General features: G+C 44.2%; 1 protein-coding gene. It reads left to right on the top strand.

Annotated elements, in window-relative coordinates; translation table 11 throughout:
* Positions 1 to 24,719: non-ribosomal peptide synthase/polyketide synthase (locus ABMQ40_RS15595; RefSeq protein ID WP_370901244.1), on the top strand; the 24,719-nt coding region annotated here is incomplete at both ends.

Here is a 24,719-nt window from a genome sequence, read left to right as displayed (position 1 = left end):
ATGATGATTTCTTCAGGTTGGGAGGAGACAGTATCATCAGCATTCAGCTGGTAGGAAGAATCCGCCAGCAGCTGGCAGTAAGATTAAGCGTTAAAGATGTCTTTTCGGCCCGGACTACAGCTTCTCTCGCGTTATTAATAGAAAGCAGAAAGGAAAAAGAGGAGGCTTACATTGTAGCGGAACAGGGGATCCTTACAGGTGAAGTTCCGCTTTTACCCATTCAGGAATGGTTCTTCAGGCAGATTGAATCAGGATATTTAGAAGATTTTAATCATTGGAATCAGGCCTTCCTGATCCATGTGCCTGAGCTTAACGAGGAACTGCTGGAACAATCTGTAAAATACCTGGTTGAAAGACATGATGCCCTTAGGCTTCAATATCATAACAAAGATGGAGAATACGTTCAACGGTATGGGGAAGTAAAAGATCCATCAATCCATTATCTCAATGTTTCCGGTCTGAATGAGGAAGAATTATTTAAGGTTTTTACCGGGTGGCAGTCTCATTTTGATATTGAAAGCGGCTCGTTGTATAATATCGGATACCTTAATGGTTACCAGGATGGCAGTGCAAGGATTTATTTTGCTTTCCATCACCTGGTTATTGATGCGGTGAGCTGGAGGATCATTACCGAAGACTTAAAAAATATTTATCAATCTCTTGAAAAAGGAGATACAATATCCCGTACCAAAGGAAGCAGTTACCGCCAGTGGGCAGAAGCTGTGAAGACATACGGATCTGAAGATCCGGCGTTCCGGGAACAGGAGCGCTCACTGTGGAATACGATTGCAGACGCTGTTGAGGAGAATAACAGAAATCTGGCAAACTTCACAGGTGAAAGTTACCGACAGGATCAATTGATCATATCCGAAGAAACCACCCAAAAGCTAATCAGAGGAGTTCATCATATATACAACACGCAGATCAGTGATGTGCTGCTTTCTGCATTATCGCTTGCGCTTTCGGAGCTTACCGGACAGGAAGATCATTCCGTTGTTCTGGAAGGTCATGGCCGTGAAGAGATCTTCAGTAACCTTGATATTACAGAAACCGTAGGCTGGTTTACCTCCATGTATCCATTGCTTTTAAAGAAAAGCGATAATTTAGATGAAACCATTGTTAGGACCAAGGAATCCCTGAGAAGCATTCCTCACAACGGGATTGGCTATGGCAGCCTGATAGGCTATACGGAGCGCGAATTGCCTAAGATCAGCTTTAATTACCTGGGGCAGCTGGATCAGGAAGCAGAAGAGAAAAGCTGGTTTATCGCAGCGGAAGACAGCGGACTGAGCATTGGGGCCAAAAATAAAGATCCTTACTATATCAGTATCAATGGAGCTGTAATAGGAGGAAAGCTCCGGTTCAGGGTTTCAGGCTATCTGGAAAATGACCGGATCAGCATGTTTTCGGAGTCATTTAAAACAAAAATAGAAGAAATTGTTGATCGTCTTTCACAAGAAAGCAGAACTTTCCTCACCCTATCCGATGTAGATAATATTGTTGAAGAAAACCAGCTTGCAGACATCCAAAAGGATGGTGAGATAGAAGGGGTGTATCTGGCTAACAGCTTGCAGGAAGGATTTGTATACCATGCCTTAAATCAGGGAGAAACGGATGATGCCTACCGGGTACAGCTAATATGGGATTATTATGCGGAAATCAGCCCTGAAAACCTGAAAAAATCATGGGAGCTGACACAAAAACGGTATCCTTCGCTTAGAATAAGATTTAACTGGAATGGAGAGATTGTCCAGGTTATCGATAAAAAAGGAAATCTGGACTGGCGTTATCAGGATATCAGCGGAATGCACGAAGATGCCCGGAATACCCTGATTGAAGAAATAACACAAAAAGACCGTTTTGAAGTTTACGATTTATCCAAAGGCAGCCTCTTCAGAGTTTACCTTTTCAAACGGGGAGAAAACCATTACAGCTGCTTGCTGAGCAACCATCATGCGATCCTTGACGGATGGAGCTTGCCGGTTATTCTGAACAGCGTTCATGAGCTGTATCTTCAACTGAACGGAAATCATCAGCCTGAGTTCAAAGCAGATACCGCGTATACAGCTACGCAAAGATATCTGCAACAAAATAAAGAGATCAGCAGCAGTTTCTGGAAAAGCTATATGGATCAGCTTGAAGACCAGGAAGACCTGTCCAGCCTCCTGAAAGAGACGCAAAGGCATACTGACCTGGGAACCTATAAGCAGATCAAAGACCATCAGGACGCAGAGCTTTTGATAGAAGGGGAACAGTATCAGCAATTAAAAGCGTTTACCCAAACGAATGGCTTTACCGTGAATGCGGTACTGCAATATTTGTGGCACAACCAATTGAAGATCTACAGCAATTCTGAAGTAACTGTAGTAGGAACCACGATATCCGGAAGAAACCTTCCCGTTGATGGAATAGAATATTCTGCGGGGCTTTATATCAATACTTTACCGCTTATTGTCACCCACAAAGAAGGTAAGGTAAAAGACCAGATTGTAAAGATTCAGGATCATATCAGCGAGCTTAACAGCCATAGTGATGCCAATCTGGCGGGGCTTCAGCGTGACGGGCGCAGGATTTTCAGCAGTTTGTTTGTCTATGAAAACTATCCCGTCTCACAGGACGAAAACAATAATAAGTTGGGATTTGTATTCAGGGATGCGATAGAAAGACTGGATTATCCTTTAGGAGTGACGGCTTTTGAACGTGATGAGAAAGTTTCCCTGGTGATAAGCTATGAAGGCCACCTGTTTGAAAGCAGTATGATGAACCAGCTGCTTAAAGGCATGGAAACCATTCTGAACCAGCTGTTGGAAAATCCTGAAATAACTTCGGACGCTCTGTATTATCTCACTTCGGAAGATCAGAAAAAAATAACGGTAGAATGGAATAATACCTGGACTGAATTTCCGGCAGATAAAACAATTCAAAGCATGTTTGAAGAGCAGGTAGCTAAAGCGCCGGATCGTATAGCTTTGGTATATCAGGACGTACGTTTATCTTATAAAGAGCTGAATGAGCGTGCAAACCGCCTTGCCAACTATCTGAACAGCACTTATGACCTTCAGCCGGATGATCTGGTTCCGCTATGCCTGGAACGTTCAGAACATATGCTGATTGCCATTTTAGCGGTATTAAAATCCGGAGCAGCTTATGTTCCGATGGATCCGACTTATCCTACAGACAGAATACGCCATATCCTTCAGGATACTCAGGCAAAAATAGCCGTTACCCTGAAAAGTTCGGAATCAAAATTCAATGAAATTCGTTCAGGAAAGACGGAAATCTTGTTACTGGATGATGAAATACTAATAGAAAAGCTTGAAAACAGTAATGCTGATAACCCGGTTACCCAAACTCAGGCAGACCATCTTGCTTATGTGATCTATACCAGTGGAACTACCGGGATGCCTAAAGGAGTGCTGATAGAGCATGCAGGAGTAGTAAACCTGGTTTGCGACCTGTATGCCCGCTATAACCTGACCGAATCTGAAATTATTCTTCAGTTCGCCAATTACGTATTTGATGCCTCGGTAGAGCAGATTTTCTTAGGCTTATTGAATGGATGCCAGTTACTGCTCATAGACAACCGGGAAATGCTGAATGAAGAGAAATATATACAGAAACTAAGGGAGCATAAAGTAACGTATCTGCCCGTTACTCCTTCTGTATTGCAGAATATAGATATGACAACGGTAGAAAGCGTGCGGATATTAGATTCCGGAGGAGAAGCTTTACCGACAGACCTGCATAATAAGCTGAAAAAAGGAAACTTCCTGTTAGTCAACTCTTATGGGCCTACGGAGGTTACCGTTACATCCGTTGTCAATACCAATCGTGAGATCAACTGCATTGGTCGCCCGCTCAATAATACAAGCGTGTACATTCTGGATCAGTTTCATCGTCCTGTTCCTGTAGGTGCTGTAGGAGAGCTTTACATCGGAGGGACCGGGGTAGCCCGAGGGTATCTGAACAGGCCGGAGCTCACAGAAGAGCGTTTCATCAATAACCCGTTTCAGACAGAAGAACAGAAAAGCAAGGGTGAAAACAGCAGGATCTATAAAACAGGAGACCTTGTCCGCTGGCTTCCGGACGGAAATATTGATTATATCGGAAGAAACGACTTCCAGGTAAAAGTAAGGGGCTTCCGTATAGAATTGGGAGAAATAGAAAGCAGGCTGCTTCAGTATCCGGGAATCTGTCAGGGAATAGTTCTTGTCAAAGAAAACAATACCGGACTGAAATATCTTGCAGGCTACTATGTGGCTGATGCAGCCATAGATTCCCGTCTGATTTCAGAATTTATGTCTGAAACGCTTCCTGAATATATGGTGCCTGCCGCATTTATGCATTTGACTGCAATACCATTGACAATCAATGGGAAGCTTGACCGGAAACAGCTGCCGGAACCCGAATTTACCGGAAATAAAGAATACACGGCTCCTCAGAGTGACCTGCAGAAAAAGCTTGTGCAGATCTATGCGGAAGTATTGGGGCTGAATGCAGAAAATATCAGCATCCATGATGATTTCTTCCGGTTAGGAGGAAACAGTATCATGGCGATCAAGCTCATCAGCAAGATCAGGCAGAGTGTGGAATTACAGGTCAATGTAACGAAAATATTCAGCAATAAAACAGTTGCTACTCTGGAAAAAGCCCTGATTGAGGACCATCTGACAGAACAGATCAGCATTACTCCTGTAAAAGTCTCCTCTCCGGAAGAGCAGAGACTATCCTTTGCCCAGGAAAGGCTTTGGTTTATAGAAGCATATGAAAAAGGAAGCAATGCCTACAACATTCCGATGGCTGCTGCTTTAAATGAAAAAACAGATATTGATGCCTTATGTAGCGCATTAAAAACAGTTGTAAACCGTCATGAAGTACTCCGTTCCGTTATCAGAACTACCGGGGAAGGAGTAGGTTACCAGGTTGTTACAGACCTGCTTCCTGAAATTAAAACAACAGAAGTACCTACAAGAGAAGAACTTGACCGGCATATCAATCGGTGCGCCAATAAGGTATTCAGTCTTGACGAAGAAATTCCGGTGCATATAGAATTATTTAAGCTTGAAAACCAGAATTATATATCCATCGTCATCCACCACATTGCTTTTGACGGGTGGTCCACCGATATATTCCTGAATGAAGTACAGGTGATTTACAATAGCCTGGTTAAAGGAGAAGCCGTTGAGCTTCCGGCATTGAAAATTCAGTACAAAGACTTTGCTTTATGGCAAAGAGACTACCTTACGGGAGCCCGTCTGGAACAGCAGATCAGCTATTGGAAAAATCGGCTTGAAGACTTCCGGAACCTTGATCTGCCTGCCGATTTCCGCAGACCTTCACAAATATCTTATGAAGGGGAAAACTTATACTTCAACCTTACCACAGAACAGGGCGAAAAACTCAGAAAGCTGTCCAAAGACCTTGGAGTGAGTCTGTACAGTGTGATGTTGGGAGGCTATTATCTCATGTTATCAGCCTATTCGGGGCAGGACGATATTGTGGTGGGAAGCCCGATTGCCAACCGACATCATGCCGGCCTGCAAGACATTATAGGATTCTTTGTCAATACATTGGCTTTAAGAGAAAAAATAGACCCGGCACAAAGCCTTAAAGATTTCATTCTTCAGGTATCAGGATCCGTTACAGAGGCCCAGTCCCATCAGGATCTTCCGTTTGAGAAGCTGGTAGATGAGTTGGGAATCGAACAGGATACTTCAAGGCACCCTGTTTTCCAGGTGATGTTCGGATTACAAAATGAAACAGCCCTTATTCAGGATGAGGAGGCCATATTTTATCCGCTTGACGGAGAATCAGGCTATCAGGTAGCGAAATTTGATCTGACAACCATGATCGATGATAATGGAGAAAATATCCATGGAATGTTCAACTATGCCAAAGCGGTATTTGCAAGGGAAACGATTCAAAATATGATGGATTCCTACCTGTTTTTACTTAACCAGATCGCGGAAACCGATGAATATGAAAAAATCAGGCTTTCTGAATTGCATCTGGTTCCACAGGAAAATCATAAAAAAATCACGGAAGACTGGAATGCCACCCGTGAGGAATATCCGTCAGAAATGACCATTCACCAACTGTTTGAGCATCAGGTGGAAAAAACTCCGGATCAGACGGCATTGGTATACCGGGATGTTAAGCTGACCTATAAAGAACTGAACGAAAAAGCCAACCGCCTGGCCCGCCACTTTATCGAAGCCTGTCACCTTCAGCCGGATGATCTTGTTCCGCTATGCCTGGAGCGCTCAGAAAACATGCTGATTGCCATTCTTGCGGTATTAAAGGCCGGAGCGGCTTATGTACCGATGGATCCGTCATATCCTGCAGACAGAATCTACCATATTCTGAAAGATACAGGCGCGAAAATGGTATTGGCGGAAGAAAATACGACAGATAAAATAAAGCACTCAAATATAATTGTACTGGATGAAACCGGTTTTAAAGCAACACTTGAAAAAGCTGATCCTGATAATCCGGTAACCCGTACAAAATCCACTAATCTGGCTTATGTGATCTACACCAGTGGAACAACAGGCACTCCTAAAGGGGTAATGATTGAGCACCGTGGTGTGGTAAACCTCATCGGATCCATGATAAAGGCCCACCGGCTTGAAGAATATCAGGAAGTGGGATGCTATTCCAATTATGTTTTTGATGCCTTTGTTTACGAGACTTTCCCGGTACTTTGTAATGGAAATACCTTATGGCTGTACAGCAATGATCTCAGAACCTCAGTAGGAGAGCTTAACAACTATATCAATGAAAATAAAATAGAGGCTTCCTTTATTCCGCCGGTTCTGTTGAGGGATATCGTGGAGAACGGAACAAGCTTACGGCTGATTTTCGCAGGAGGAGAAAGCTTCCCGGCTTTAGACCGGAATATTGATGATATTATCCTCATTAATGAGTATGGCCCTACAGAAGGTACAGTATGCTCTACATTACACTACTACAGGGAAGACCATAATCCATTAAACATTGGAGGTCCGATAGATAATATGAGTGTTTATGTGCTGGATCAGCATCTTCGTATCGTTCCGGAAGGAGCAGTAGGAGAGCTGTATATCAGCGGTGCCGGTATTGCCAGGGGATATCTGAACAGGCCGGAGCTTACGGAAGAGCTCTTCATTGCCAACCCTTTCCAGACCAAAGAACAGAAAGAAAGAGGAGAAAACGATCGTTTGTATAAGACCGGAGACCTGGTACGCTGGCTATCCAATGGTGAGCTGGAATACATCGGAAGAAATGACTTCCAGGTTAAAATAAGGGGATACAGAATCGAATTGGGAGAAATTGAAAATCAGCTGCAGCAATATCCGGGAATCAGGCAGACGGTAGTTTTAGCCAAAGAAAATCAGGCAGGACTGAAATACCTTGCAGGATATTACGTGTCTGATGAAGTGATACATTCAGGGGTGCTTTCGGAACATTTATCGGCATCATTACCGGAATATATGATCCCCGCGGCATTTGTTCACCTGTCTTCTTTACCATTGACCATTAATGGAAAGCTGGACAGAAGGGCATTACCGGAACCTGAATTTACAGCCGGAAAAGAATACGTGGCCCCGGAAACCGATCTGCAGAAAAAATTGGCTGAAGCCTATGGAGAAGTTTTAGGCATTCCATCAGAAGCCATCAGCATTTATGATGATTTCTTCAGGTTAGGAGGAAACAGCATCATGGCCATCAGGCTTATCAGTAAGATCAGGCAGGTTTTGGGATTACAGATTGCTGTAGCAACGGTTTTCAGCCATAAGACCATTGCTGCTCTTTCTCATGCGCTGGCAGATGAAAATAAGGAAGAACAGATCAGCATTACCCCTGTAAAAGTCTCCTCTCCGGAAGAGCAGAGACTATCCTTTGCCCAGGAAAGACTTTGGTTCATAGAAAATTATGAAGGCGGAAGCAGCGCTTATAACATCCCGATGACCTTCCGTCTGGATGAAAAAACCGATCTTCAGGCATTGTGTAAAGCATTGGATGCTGTTGTAATGCGCCATGAAGTGCTCCGCTCCGTGATCCGGATGACAGATGACGGCTTAGGCTGGCAGGCTGTAGTAGACGACATCCCGGCCATCCGTCAGCAGGAAGTAAAAACCATGGCCGAGCTGGAAGAAAAAATAAGCCGAATAGCCAATAAAACATTCAACCTGGAAGAGGAGCTGCCTGTAAGTATCCATATTTTTAAACTTGAGAACGAATATTATTTATCCGTTGTCATTCATCATATTGCATTTGACGGATGGTCGGCAGGCATATTCCTGAAAGAGGTCGTTCATATATATGATGCCATCAAAGAAGAAAAAGCCCATGAGCTTCCGGCTTTAAAAGCGCAGTATAAAGACTTTGCTCTATGGCAGCGGAATTATCTGACGGGAGATCGCCTTGATATCCAGATTAATTACTGGAAAAATAAGCTTAGCGGTTTCCAAAACCTTGATCTGCCATCAGATTCCAAAAGACCGGCTCAAATTTCTTATGACGGAGACAGCATTTATTTCCGGATCAATGAAGAGCAAAGCCAGAAGCTGAGAGAGCTTTCAAAAGATCTTGGAGTAAGCTTATTCAGTATCCTTCTGGGAGGATATTACCTGATGCTTTCCGCCTATTCCGGGCAGGATGATATTGTGGTAGGAAGCCCTATTGCCAATCGTCACCATGCAGGCCTGGAAGATATCATAGGTTTCTTTGTCAATACGTTGGCTTTAAGGGAAACGATTGATCAGGAGCGAAGCGTCAGAGACTTTATCCTGCAGATAGCCGGTTCTGTAACCGAAGCGCAGTCTCATCAGGATCTTCCGTTCGAAAAGCTGGTGGAGGAACTTGGTGTGGAAAAGGATACTTCCCGCCATCCGGTATTCCAGGTGATGTTCGGGCTTCAGGGCTTTGGAGACAATCTTTCTGAACATCAGTCCATTCTTCATCCCTTTGCTGGAAAAGTGGATTATGAGGTTGCTAAATTCGACATAACCACAATGATCGACGATAGCCATGAGACCCTTCACGGAATGTTCAACTATGCCCGGTCGGTATTCTCCGGAGAAACGGTAAATAATAAGATGAATTCCTATCTGTTTATGCTTGAGCAGATAGCAGATAAACAAAAACAAGACCTCAAATTAGCAGAGCTAATCCTTATCTCCCCTGAACAGCAGCGATCCGTATCAAAATTATGGGCTTCTGAAACCCATTATGCTGATGAAAGTACCCTTCACGGCCTATTTGAAGTACAGGCTGAAAAAACTCCGGACCATACCGCTGTAGTGTATCAGGATGTAAGATTATCCTATAGGGAGCTTAATGAACGCTCCAATCGTCTGGCGAACTACCTGATCAAAACCTATGATCTTCAGCCGGATGACCTGGTGCCATTATGCCTGGAACGCTCTGAAGATATGCTTGTTGCCGTCCTTGCCGTCCTAAAGGCCGGAGCAGCCTATGTTCCGATGGATACGGCCTATCCGGTAGAAAGAATCAAACATATTCTCGATGATACAGGCGCAAGAATAGTCCTGGTACATAACAGTTCGGCGCCAGGCGTTAAAGAAGCATGCGGTGAAAAGGCGGACATGCTTATATTGAACAGTCCGGAAATGGCAGAAGCTCTTGAAAGCAGCAGTATTTCCAATCCGGTAACCCGGGTAGAGCCACACCACATGGCCTACGTGATCTATACCAGTGGAACCACCGGAATGCCTAAAGGAGTAATGCAGGAACACCGGAATGTAGTACGTCTTTTCAGTGCAACCGATCATTGGTATCAGTTTAATGACCAGGATGTATGGAGCTTATTCCATTCCTATGTCTTTGACTTCAGTGTATGGGAGATCTGGGGAGCCCTGCTGTATGGAGGAAAACTTCTGGTGCCGTCTTCAGAACAGACAAAGGATACCCATTTATTCTTCAGTTTATGTCTGAAAGAGGGGCTTACCGTATTAAACCAGACTCCGACTGCCTTCTATCAGTTTATTGATATAGCCCTTCGACGCCAAGAGCAGCTGAGCAGGTTACGTTATGTGATATTTGGGGGAGAAGCCTTACATCTTGCCTCTTTAAAGCCATGGTATGAGCGTTACCGTTCAAAACCTGAATTGATTAATATGTACGGAATTACCGAAACCACCGTCCATGTTACCTATAAAAAACTGAGCGTAGAAGACCTGGATAAAGCTTCCTTAATCGGGGTAAATATACCGGATCAGGCTATGTATATCCTTGATTCACAGCTTAGAGCTGTTCCTGCAGGAGCCGTAGGAGAGCTTTATGTAGGTGGAGCAGGAATTGCCAGAGGGTATCTGAACAGACCGGAACTTACAGCCGAACGTTTTATTGAGAATCCGTTCCAGACTTTAGAAGAAAAAGAAAACGGGAAAAACGGAATTTTGTACAAAACAGGAGATTTGGTACGCTATCTGCCGGACGGAGAGCTGGAATATATCGGAAGAAATGACTTCCAGGTGAAAATCCGGGGCTACAGAATAGAATTAGGGGAAATAGAAAACCGGTTGCTGGAATATCCGGAAGTAAGACAAGCTGTAGTTCTTGCCAAAGAAAATAAGGCAGGAGTGAAATACCTGGTAGGTTATTACGTTTCCGGTTCTGCCTTGGAAGTGGAAAAAATCACTGCATTTTTATCCGGGGTATTGCCGGAATATATGGTGCCGGCAGCCTTTGTTCATTTAACCTCATTGCCGTTGACCATCAATGGTAAGCTGGACAGACGACAGCTTCCTGAACCTGAGTTTACAGGCGGAAAAGAATACACGGCTCCGCAGACTGAGCTGCAGGAAAAACTATGCCAGATCTATAGCGAAGTCCTTGGTCTGAACACTTCAGAAATTGGTATTCATGATGATTTCTTCAGATTAGGCGGTGACAGTATTATCAGCATTCAGCTGGTGAGCAGGATTAGACAGCGTTTAGAAATAAGGATCAGTGTTAAAGACGTATTTGCTGCAAAATCAGTACAGAATATCTCCGAACTGATCGAAAATAAAGCAAAAGAAGAGCAAACCCGTCTACTGACAGAGCAGGGGCAGCTGACAGGGACTTTATCATTTCTTCCGATTCAGGAATGGTTCTTCCGGTTGGTGGAAGAAGGCTATATTGGTGACCTGAATCACTGGAACCAGTCCTTTTTGATAAAAGTTCCTGAGCTGAACAGAGATTTGCTTGAGCAAAGCGTAAAGCTGCTTATTGAAAAGCATGATGCCTTCAGGATTCACTATCCGAAAGAAAACGGAAAATATACCCAGCAATACGGGGTCAGCACCTTGCCGGAATTGAAATACCTGGATGTTTCAGGAATACAGCCGGAAACGCTTTCAGGTATCCTTACGGAATGGCAGGCACAGTTTGATATAGAGCGGGGGCCGCTATTCCAGATAGGATATATAACAGGATATGAAGATGGAAGTGCAAGGATCTTCTTTGGGCTTCACCACCTGATCATAGATGCCGTAAGCTGGAGGATCATTACGGAAGACTTAAAAAATATTTATCAGACCCTTGAAAAAGGAAATACCGTTGCAGTTCCGGTAAAAGGAAGCAGCTATCGTCAATGGATCGAAGCTATAAAAGCGTATAAGCTTGAAGATCCGCAATCCAGAGAATCAGAACTTGCATACTGGAGTACGATTACAGGAACCGTAGCGGAAAGCAATAATACGCTGACGGCATTATCCTCTTCAGCGTATCATTCTTCCAATCTTATGCTGGATGCCGGATATACGGAAAAGCTGATCAGGGAAGTACATCACGTATACCATACTCAGATCAATGATTTACTGTTATCTGCACTGGCCTCTGCGCTTTCAGACCTTACCGGGGCCTCTGCCCATGCCGTGTTGCTTGAAGGTCACGGCCGGGAGGACATATTCGGAAATATGGACATTACAGAAACCGTTGGCTGGTTTACCTCCATGTATCCGCTTCTTCTGAAAACAGGCAACGATGTGAAAGATACCGTGATTCTGACCAAAGAATCGCTGAGAAGCATTCCAAATAACGGGATTGGCTATGGAAGCCTTATTGGCTATACGGAGAGAGAGCTTCCGAAGATCAGTTTCAACTATCTCGGCCAGCTTGACCAGGAAGAAGGTACAGGAGAGAAAATATGGTACATTGCCGGAGAAGACAGCGGAAAATCTATGGGTGAGCGCAACCGTGACAATGACATCATTACGGTAAACGGTGCCATTGCAGACGGACAGCTTCGTTTCGGAATTTCAGGATACCTTTCGCAGAAGCAAATTGATCTTCTTACGGAAAAATTCAAAGAATATATTCAACGCACAGTTGATGAACTGATCAATGAAAACAGAAACTGGCTTACTCCTTCAGATACAGGAAATATCGTTGGAAAAGAACAGCTGATGCAGATCCAGGAGTCAGGAGAAGTTGAAGGCGTTTACCTTGCCAACAGCTTGCATGAAGGATTTGTGTACCATGCCTTAAGCCAGGGAGATAAAGACGATGCATACAGAGTACAGATTGTATGGGATTATCTCGCTGAGATCAGCCCTGAAATGCTTAAAAAAGCGTGGTCATATACCCAGGAGCAGCTTCCGACACTGAGACTTAGATTTGAATGGAGCGAAGAGATTGTACAGGTTATTGATAAAAAAGGGATACTGGACTGGCGTTATCAGGATATTCAGGACATGGTGGAAGAAAATCAGGAGTCCCTCATTGCAGAGATCACCCAAAAAGACCGTTTTGAGATATATGACCTGTCTAAAGGAAGCCTTTTCAGAGTTTACCTGTTCAAGCGTTCAGAGAAACATTATACCTGCCTTTTCAGCAATCACCATGCTATCCTTGACGGGTGGAGTATGCCTGTATTCCTGACCATGATTCATGAGGCGTACCTTGCATTAATCAAAGGAAAGACCCTTGCTCCGGCCCCGGATATGGCCTATGCCGAAGCCCAGAAATACCTTCAGGAAAACAAAGATAAAAACGGGGACTTCTGGAAAAACTATATGGGCCTTCTGGAAGATCAGGAAAACCTGAATTGCCTGGTGAAAGAATCACAGAAGCATATCGATCTCGCTGAATATAAGCATATTGTAGACCATCAGGCGGTAAAGATGCTGATTGTAGGAGAGCGGTATCAGAAGCTGAAAAAGTTCACGTCTGATAACGGGCTTACAGTCAATGCCGTACTTCAGTTCTTGTGGCATAAACAGCTCAGCTTATACAGCAATAGCGCTACAACGGTGGTAGGAACTACCGTATCCGGACGAAGCATTCCGGTAGATGGGATAGAATCTTCAGTAGGGCTTTATATCAATACATTGCCGTTGATTGTGAACCATGAAGAAGGCAAGGTAATCGATATCATAGCAGAAATACAGCATAGAATCAGTGAGCTTAATACACATAGCAGTGTTAACCTGGCAAGCCTTCAGCATGATGGACGCAGGATCTTCAGCAGTTTATTCGTATATGAAAACTATCCGGTACCCAACGGAGAAGAAGATAATGAGCTGGGGACATTAGGCTTTGTATTAAAAGAATCCGTAGAGCGCCTGGATTATCCGTTAGGAATTGTTGCCTACGAAAATGAAGATGAGGTGCTGTTAAAGATCAAATATGACAGCTTCTTATTTGAAAATGAAATGATGGAGCAGCTGCTTCAGGGAATGAAAACGATCCTTGAACAGATCCTGGATACTTCCGGTATCAGGTCCGAAGACCTGTTCTACCTTACATCAGAGCAACATCAGAAGATAACAATAGACTGGAATGCTACAGAAGCATCTTATCCTGAGAAATATACCATTCATAAGCTGTTTGAGGAACAGGTGGAGAAAACTCCGGATCATACCGCTTTGATATTCCAGGATTTAAAACTTTCCTACCGGGAGCTGAATCAGAGAGCCAACCGCCTGGCCCATTATCTTATGGAGACTTACGGTCTTCAGCCCGATGATCTGGTTCCGTTATGCCTTGAACGTTCAGAGCATATGCTGATCGCCATTATGGCCGTATTAAAAGCAGGAGCAGCCTATGTTCCGATGGATCCTACCTATCCGGCCGACAGAATTGAGCATATCCTTCAGGACACCGGGGCGAAGATTATTCTTACCCAGGAACAGGTAGAAGAAAAGCTGGAAATGTCCCGAAAGACAGAAACGATCCTGCTGGATAGCAAAGACATGCTTGTGAAACTTGAAAGATCGGAAACTGAAAATCCTGTAACACAGGTTACGTCAAGCCATCTTGCATATGTCATCTACACCAGTGGAACAACAGGGCAGCCAAAAGGAGTAATGGTAGAGCACAAAGGAGTGATCAACCTGATTGAAGACCTGTATTCCCGTTATCAGTTAGGAAATACAGAAGTGATCCTTCAGTTTGCCAATTACATATTTGATGCCTCCATCCAGCAAATGCTGCTTGCCATCTTGAAAGGAAACAGCTTATTATTTATAAAAAATCAGAAGGTACTCAACGAAGAAACATTTATACAGACCCTTAATCAGCACAATGTTTCTTATGTGCACCTTACCCCGACAGTACTACAGAGCATAGATTTTACCCGCGTTAAAAACCTTCGCACACTGATTTCAGGAGGAGAGGCGATGCCGGCAGATCTGTTTAAGAAATTAAGCGGCAGAAACTTCAGGCTGGTAAATTCCTATGGACCTACGGAAGTGACCATCACCTCCGTTGTTAATCCCGAAGGAAAGAACACCAATATCGGGCGGCCGCTTAATAATACCACGGTATATGTATTGAATAATCATCTTCGTCTGGTACCTGTGGGGGCTATTGGTGAGCTTTATATCGGTGGGGAAGGAATTACCAGAGGATATCTGAATAAGCCGGAGCTCACGGCAGAGCGCTTCATCACTAATCCATTCCAGACCATTGAACAAAAAGAAAAAGGTAAAAATGGAATCCTTTACAAGACAGGAGATTTAGTACGCTATCATGCCAGCGGGGAGCTGGAGTATATCGGCAGAAATGACTTCCAGGTGAAGATCCGTGGCTACAGGATAGAGCTTGGAGAGATAGAAAGCAGACTGCTGCAATATCCGGAAATAAGACAATCCGTAGTATTGGCCAGGGAAAATAATGCCGGAATGAAATATCTGGCAGGCTATTATGTTTCTGAAACGGCCATAGAACCGGATCTTCTTACAGCATTCCTGTCCCGGGCTTTACCGGAATATATGATCCCGGCCGTATTTATGCATTTAACATCGCTTCCTGTAACCATCAACGGTAAACTGGACAGAAGAGCACTTCCGGAACCGGATTTCACAGGTGAAAAAACATATACAGCTCCTGAAAATGAGCTACAGGAAAAACTATGTCAGATCTATGCAGATGTCCTTGGGCTGAATGCTTCAGGCATTGGCATCCATGATGATTTCTTCAGACTGGGAGGAAACAGCATCATGGCCATCAAGCTGATCAGCAATATTAAAAAGGTGCTGGATATAAGAGTAAATGTAGCTGTTGTATTTACCCATAAAACGGTAGCTTCCCTTTCAGAGGCCTTAGCCGGTGAAAACATCAGTGAGCAGGAAGTTATAGCCCCTGTAAAAGTATCTTCTCCGGAAGAACAGCGGCTATCCTTTGCCCAGGAAAGGCTTTGGTTTATTGAGAACTACGAAGGCGGAAGCAATGCGTATAATATTCCTATGGCGGTTCGTCTTGATGCGAAAGTCAATATTCCGAAGCTATGCCAAGCCCTTGAAGCCATCGTGATGCGTCATGAAGTATTACGAAGCATTATCCGTTCCACAGACGAAGGAAAAGGATATCAGATTGTAATGGATAAGACTCCTGAAATCCATACCCGCCATGTATATACAAAACAGGAGCTGGATGAGGCTGTAAACAATGCCTCAGGTAAAATCTTCCGTCTGGATGAAGAATATCCTATAGCGATTAACCTTATCAGATTAGAAAGTGATCATTACCTGACTGTTGTCATTCACCATATTGCATTTGACGGCTGGTCAACCGATATATTCCTGAGAGAGCTGCAAACAATTTATGATGCCTTGATTGCTGATCAGGAGTATAAGCTTCCGGAATTAAAAATTCAGTACAGGGACTTTGCATTATGGCAGAGAAACTATCTTTCCGGAGAACGTCTTGACAAGCAGATTGGATATTGGAAAAGAAAACTGGAAGACTTCCAGAACCTGAACCTTCCTACAGACTATAAAAGGCCGGCCCAGGTTTCCTACGAAGGAGATACCATTGATTTTACCATTGCTCCAAAAGTAGCGGCAGGCCTTAGAAATACTTCCAAAAAACTGGGAATAAGCCTGTACAGTGTTATGCTGAGCGGCTATTACCTGATGTTATCAGCGTATTCAGGCCAGGATGATATTCTGGTAGGAAGCCCTATTGCCAACCGTCATCACGAAGGACTTGAAAATATTATCGGGTTCTTTGTCAATACCTTTGCTTTAAGAGAAAAAATAGATCCGGAACAGAGCCTTAAAGACTTTATTCTTCAGGTGTCAGCATCCGTTACAGAAGCCCAGTCCCATCAGGATCTTCCATTTGAAAAGCTTGTGGAAGAGCTGGGAGTAGAAAAAGACATGTCCCGTCATCCTGTTTTCCAGGTGATGTTCGGGCTCCAGAGCTTTGGTGGAAATTCTGATAACAAAGATGCGTTGTTCCACCCTTTTGAGGGACAGACCGGATACCATATAGCCAAATTTGACCTGACCGCCATGATTGACGATGGTGAAGCAACAATAAAAGGTTTCTTCAATTACGCCAGGGCGATCTTTTCAAAAGAGACTATCACCAGCATGATCAACTCTTATGTATATCTTCTCGATCAGGTTTTCGGTGCCGATGAGATCGAACTGGAAAAGATCAGGGTAGGCAGCCTTAGTTTGGTGTCTCCGGAGGAAAATAAAAAGATCACGGAGATCTGGAACTCAACAGAAAGTGCGTACCCGTCTGCAAAAACGATTCATGAGCTGTTTGAGGAACAGGTTGAAAGAACTCCTGAACGCACGGCCCTGGTGTATAAGGATGTAAGACTTTCTTATCAGGAATTGAACGAAAGGGCTAACCGTTTAGCGAACCATTTGATTGCTGCCTATGATCTTCAGCCTGATGAATTAGTGCCGCTATGCCTGGATCGTTCCGAGAATATGCTGATCGCTATTTTAGCGGTATTAAAATCCGGGGCGGGCTATGTTCCTATGGATCCTTCCTACCCGTCAGACCGTATAGAGCATATCCTTCGGGATACAGGGGCAAGGTTGGCTTTAGGCCAGGAAAATACATCCGGAAAGCTGAACAATATAGCGGCTCATGTGATCTTGTTAGACGATGTTTCCTTTAACGCGATGCTTGCAACAGAATCCGCTGATAATCCTGTTACCGGGACACAGTCAGACAATTTAGCCTACGTGATCTATACCAGCGGAACCACGGGTCTTCCTAAAGGAGTGCTGGTAGAGCACAGGAATGTAGCTAACCTGATCCACCAGGAAGCAAAAGAATTTGGATTAAATGGAAATGGAGATCAGAAAAATTGTTTGTGGTATGCCAACTATGTATTTGATGCCCATGTTTGGGAGCTGTACCCTTCCATTACCCACGGACACACCATCTACATTCTGGAAAAAGCGCTTCAAACCGATTTGTTTTCCCTGAAAGACTATATTGAAGAGAACAGGATCAGCATAGCCACCATTCCTCCTGCCTTATTAATAAGAGAATATATCTTACCCTTAGAGAAGCTTGTGGTGGCAGGAGACGTAACCAACCCTCAGGTAATGGCGGCGTATAAAGAGCACGGAGTAGATATTATCAATGCTTACGGGCCTACGGAAACTACGGTATGTGCCACCTTACATCATTACAATGAAGATGATAACCCGGTGAATATTGGAGGTCCGATTGGGAATATGACGGTTTATGTGCTGGATGCCCATCACCGTATAGTACCTGTAGGAGCCGCCGGTGAGCTGTATATAGGAGGAGCCGGCATTGCGAGAGGCTATCTGAACAGGCCGGATCTTACAGAAGAACGCTTCATCATCAATCCATTCCAGACTAAAGATCAGAAGTCAAGAGGAGAGAACGGCCGTTTGTACAAAACCGGCGACTTAGTCCGCTGGTTATCCAATGGCGGTTTAGAATATATCGGAAGGAATGACTTCCAGGTAAAGATCCGTGGATACAGGATTGAGTTGGGAGAAATAGAGAACCAGTTGCTGGGTTATCCCGGAATCAGTCAGGTAGCAGTTTTAGCCAAAGAAAATAAAGCTGGATTAAAATACCTTGCCGGCTATTATGTTTCAGAATCAGCAATAGAATCCACCTTACTGTCGGAATACCTGTCAGGATCACTGCCTGAATATATGGTTCCCGGTGTATTCGTTCACCTGACCTCATTACCGTTGACGATCAATGGTAAGCTGGATAAGAGAGCCTTACCTGAGGCTGAGTTTACGGGAAGCAAAGGCTACACGATCCCTGAAACAGAGCTTGAAAGACAGCTTGTTGCCATCTATGGTGAGGTATTGGGAATCAATGCGGATACCATCAGTGTTCACGATGATTTCTTCAGACTGGGAGGAGACAGCATTATCAGTATTCAGCTGGTGGGAAGAATAAAACAACGCCTGGATGTAAGGATCAATGTAAAGGAAGTCTTTTCGTCAAGGACTCCGGCAGTACTGGCAAAGCTTATCGAAGAAAAGAAATCTGCCATACAGGTTGAAGTTCTTTCAGAACAGGGTATTCTTACCGGGAATGCTCCTCTTTTACCGATCCAGGAATGGTTCTTCAGCCAGGTAGAATCAGGATATCTTCCGGAGTTTAACCACTGGAATCAGTCATTTTTATTGAATGTTCCGGAGCTGGATAAAAAGATCCTGGAGCAAAGCATCCATATGCTGATTGAGAAGCATGATGCGTTAAGAATGCAGTATCCGGCAGAAAACGGAATATACGGACAGCAGTACGGAGAGTATAAAGCTGAAGCTGAGATCAGCTATCTTGATGCTTCGGAAATGAGCCCGGATGAATTATCCGGAATCTTTACCGCATGGCAGAAACAGTTCGACATAGAAAAAGGACCGTTGTATCGTATAGGTTATATTAGTGGCTATGAAGATCATACAGCCAGAATTTTCTTTGCTTTCCATCACCTGATTATAGATGTGGTAAGCTGGAGAATCATCACTGAAGATCTAAAGAACATCTACCAATCCCTTGAAAAAGGAGAGCGCTATCAGATAAAAAAAGGAAGCAGCTACCGTCAATGGGCAGAGGCCGTAAAAGGCTATAAATCTGAAAACCCGGAAGCAAGAGACCTGGAGCTGTCATATTGGAGCAGGATCACAAAAACAGTTGACCCTACCAATACTATTTTGGAAGCGCTTTCCGTTCAGGATCAGAACCATGATATTCTTTCTCTCGATAAAGAGCATACAGAAAAGCTGATAAGAGGGAGCCATCATGTGTACCAAACCCAGATCAATGATCTCTTACTGTCTGCATTGGCCGCTGCGCTTAGTGACCTGACAGGAGATAGCCGCCATGCGGTGTTATTGGAAAGCCACGGACGTGAAGAAGTATTCAGTAACCTGGATATTACAGAAACAGTCGGTTGGTTTACAGCCATGTATCCGCTATTGCTGGAAACCGGCAAAGACGTGAATGATACCGTAGTTCTGACCAAGGAAGCGCTGAGAGCCATCCCGAACAATGGAATTGGCTATGGAAGCCTGGTAGGCTATACAGCTCAGGACCTTCCAAAAGTGAGTTTCAACTATCTCGGACAGCTTGACCAGGAAGACGATTCAGGAGAAAAAGCATGGTTCATTGCCGCTGAAGATAGCGGGATTTCCATTGGGGAATCCAACCGTGGAGCGTCCCTGATCGGAATTAACGGAGCCGTTGTAGACGGAGAACTTCGTTTCAGAATTTCCGCATATTTAGCCCCGGAGCAGCTGGCACAGTTTGCTCAAAACTTTAAAGACCGGATTGTTAACGTTATTAATGAACTGTCTAAAAGTACAAGAAGCTTCCTTACCCCGTCAGATGTGGATCATATCATAAGTGCCAAGCAGCTTGTAAAACTCCAGGAATCCGGAGAGATTGAGGGCGTGTACCTGGCCAACAGCCTTCAGGAAGGGTTTGTATACCATGCGCTGAGCCAGGGAGATAAAGATGACGCTTACCGGATACAGCTAACCTGGGACTATCTTGCCGAGCTGGATACAGATAAGCTTAAAGAAGCCTGGTCATATACTCAGCAGCAGTTCCCTGCATTGAGGCTCAGGTTCGACTGGAGTGAAGAGATTGTTCAGATTATCGATAAAGAAAGTCTTCTGGATTGGCGCTATCAGGATATAACCGCGATGAATAAGAATGAACAGGACAGGCTGATTAAGGAAATGACTCAAAATGACCGTCTTGAAGTCTATGACCTGTCAAAAAGCGGACTGTTCAGAATATATCTTTTCAGGCGTTCAGAGAAGCATTATACCTGTCTGTTCAGTAACCATCATGCCGTGCTGGACGGCTGGAGTATGCCTATAATCCTGAAAAGAATCCATGATATTTACCTGAGCCTGATCAAAGGCCGGGAATCGGAATGGGTGACGGACCAGGCGTATATCAATACCCAAAAATACCTTCAGCAGCATAAAGACAGCAGCCGAAGCTTCTGGAAAGATTATATGTCAACCCTGGAAGATCGTGAAGATCTGAGCAGCCTGCTTAAAGATTCCCAAAAGCATATAGATCTGGGAGCTTACCGTAAAATCAAAGAGCATAAGCTTGTAACGATGGAGATAACGGATGAGCAGTATCAGCAATTGAAGAAATTTACAGCTGAAAACGGATTTACCGTCAATGCTGTTCTTCAGTATCTATGGCATAGCCAGCTGAGAATATACAGCGGCGTGGAAACTACCGTTGTAGGAACCACCGTATCCGGACGAAGCCTGCCGGTAGACGGCATAGAATCTTCCGCGGGGCTGTTCATTAATACCCTTCCACTGATTGTACAGCATAAAGAGGGGCTGGTAGCCGATATCATTTCAGAGATCCAGCACCGATCCAGTGAGCTGAATACGCACAGTGACATGAATCTGGCTGAGCTTAACCGGGATTCAAGCCGTATTTTCAGCAGCCTATTCGTATATGAAAACTATCCGGTACCTGAAGCAGGAGAAGATAGCAATGAAGTAGGGTTTGTATTTAAAGGTGGAGTGGAAAAGCTGGATTATCCGCTGGGAATCATGGCATTTGAGCATGATGACAGCGTAATCATGAAAATCAGCTATGAAGGAGCGCTCTTTGAACAAAGGACAATGGAGAACCTGATGGAAGGGATGAAGAGTATTTTGACCCAAATGCTTGAAAACTGGAAAATCACATCCGGACAGCTTTCCTACGTCTCAGAAGAGCAGTTCAGATTAATGCAGATCTGGAACTCAACAGAAAGTGCGTACCCGTCTGCAAAAACGATTCATGAGCTGTTTGAGGAACAGGTTGAAAGAACTCCTGAACGCACGGCCCTGGTGTATAAGGATGTAAGACTTTCTTATCAGGAATTGAACGAAAGGGCTAACCGTTTAGCGAACCATTTGATTGCTGCCTATGATCTTCAGCCTGATGAATTAGTGCCGCTATGCCTGGATCGTTCCGAGAATATGCTGATCGCTATTTTAGCGGTATTAAAATCCGGGGCGGGCTATGTTCCTATGGATCCTTCCTACCCGTCAGACCGTATAGAGCATATCCTTCGGGATACAGGGGCAAGGTTGGCTTTAGGCCAGGAAAATACATCCGGAAAGCTGAACAATATAGCGGCTCATGTGATCTTGTTAGACGATGTTTCCTTTAACGCGATGCTTGCAACAGAATCCGCTGATAATCCTGTTACCGGGACACAGTCAGACAATTTAGCCTACGTGATCTATACCAGCGGAACCACGGGTCTTCCTAAAGGAGTGCTGGTAGAGCACAGGAATGTAGCTAACCTGATCCACCAGGAAGCAAAAGAATTTGGATTAAATGGAAATGGAGATCAGAAAAATTGTTTGTGGTATGCCAACTATGTATTTGATGCCCATGTTTGGGAGCTGTACCCTTCCATTACCCACGGACACACCATCTACATTCTGGAAAAAGCGCTTCAAACCGATTTGTTTTCCCTGAAAGACTATATTGAAGAGAACAGGATCAGCATAGCCACCATTCCTCCTGCCTTATTAATAAGAGAATATATCTTACCCTTAGAGAAGCTTGTGGTGGCAGGAGACGTAACCAACCCTCAGGTAATGGCGGCGTATAAAGAGCACGGAGTAGATATTATCAATGCTTACGGGCCTACGGAAACTACGGTATGTGCCACCTTACATCATTACAATGAAGATGATAACCCGGTGAATATTGGAGGTCCGATTGGGAATATGACGGTTTATGTGCTGGATGCCCATCACCGTATAGTACCTGTAGGAGCCGCCGGTGAGCTGTATATAGGAGGAGCCGGCATTGCGAGAGGCTATCTGAACAGGCCGGATCTTACAGAAGAACGCTTCATCATCAATCCATTCCAGACTAAAGATCAGAAGTCAAGAGGAGAGAACGGCCGTTTGTACAAAACCGGCGACTTAGTCCGCTGGTTATCCAATGGCGGTTTAGAATATATCGGAAGGAATGACTTCCAGGTAAAGATCCGTGGATACAGGATTGAGTTGGGAGAAATAGAGAACCAGTTGCTGGGTTATCCCGGAATCAGTCAGGTAGCAGTTTTAGCCAAAGAAAATAAAGCTGGATTAAAATACCTTGCCGGCTATTATGTTTCAGAATCAGCAATAGAATCCACCTTACTGTCGGAATACCTGTCAGGATCACTGCCTGAATATATGGTTCCCGGTGTATTCGTTCACCTGACCTCATTACCGTTGACGATCAATGGTAAGCTGGATAAGAGAGCCTTACCTGAGGCTGAGTTTACGGGAAGCAAAGGCTACACGATCCCTGAAACAGAGCTTGAAAGACAGCTTGTTGCCATCTATGGTGAGGTATTGGGAATCAATGCGGATACCATCAGTGTTCACGATGATTTCTTCAGACTGGGGGGAAACAGTATCATGGCGATCAAGCTGATTGGCAAAATTAAGGAGTATCTTGGCATACAGGTTAATGTAGGAATCGTATTTACCCATAAAACGATAGCTTCTCTTTCAAATGCTTTAGCTCATGAAAATCATGAAAAACAAATAAACATTGTTCCGGTCAGGGTTAGTTCCCCTGAAGAGCAAAGGCTGTCCTTTGCCCAGGAAAGGCTTTGGTTTATAGAATCCTATGAAGGCGGAAGCAGTGCCTATAATATTCCGATTATTACAAGATTGGATGACGGCACTCAGCTGGATATTTTTGAAGAATCTTTGAGAAGAGTTATCATGCGGCATGAAATACTCCGTTCCATGATTCATACTGCTGAGAACGGAATAGGATATCAGGTGGTTACCGACCAGGTTCCTGAAATTAAAGTGATCGATATAGAAAATGAAGAAGGATTGGAAAAGGCTATCAACAAATGTGTGAATAAGATCTTCATCCTGGACGAGGAAATTCCTGTAAAGATCAATATTTTCAGACTTTCAGGACAGGCTTACCTCTCTCTTGTTGTTCATCATATTGCTTTTGACGGATGGTCTGTAGATATCTTCTTAAAAGAGATAGCTTCCGTTTACTATGCGCTTGCTGAAGGAAAGGAGCCGGAACTTTCGCCTGTGAAAGTTCAATATAAAGACTTCGCATTATGGCAGCGTGATTATTTATCAGGAGAACGTCTTGAGAATCAGATCAGCTATTGGAAAAATAAGCTGGATGATTTCCAGAACCTGGATTTGCCTTCAGATTTCAAAAGGCCGGCCCACATTTCCTACGAAGGAGAAAACCTGTCTTTCAGCCTGAATACAGAACAGGGACAAAAGCTCAGAGCCCTTTCCCAAAGACTTGGAGTAAGCCTTTACAGTGTCATGCTGGGAGGTTATTACCTGATGCTGTCTGCCTATTCCGGCCAGGAGGATATTGTAGTGGGAAGCCCGATCGCCAATCGTCACCACGCAGGCCTTGAGGATATCATCGGTTTCTTTGTCAATACATTGGCCTTAAGAGAAAAGGTAGACCCGGCACAGCATATCAGCGATTTCATCCTTCAGGTATCGAACTCAGTCAATCAGGCCCAGTCTCATCAGGACCTTCCATTTGAAAAGCTGGTGGATGAGCTGGGAGTGGAGCAGGATACTTCACGACATCCGGTTTTCCAGGTAATGTTTGGGCTTCAAAATATTGACGGGTCCTTAAAAGCGGCGAAAGAAAAAACATTATTCCATCCTTTTGCCGGAGAAGTAGACTATAAGGCAGCCAAATTTGATTTAACGACCATGATTGATGATGACGGAGAAAACATCCGTATTATGTTCAATTATGCGAAAGCCCTGTTTAAAGAAGAAACCATTATCCGGATGGCGGGCTCTTATCAGCTTCTTTTAGAACAGATGATAGGAAGCAATCCGGATTCCACGCCTGTCCGTAATCTTTCGCTGATATCGGAAGAGGAATCCCAGCTGATCATAAAAGACTGGAATGCCACACAGGAAGACTATCCGTCAGAAATAACCATTCATCAGGGAATTGAATATCAGGCTGCCAAAACACCTGATGCTACGGCT

Source organism: Chryseobacterium gossypii (assembly GCF_041361455.1).
Lineage (GTDB): Bacteria > Bacteroidota > Bacteroidia > Flavobacteriales > Weeksellaceae > Chryseobacterium > Chryseobacterium gossypii.
This window is presented reverse-complemented; position numbering and strand designations above follow the sequence as displayed.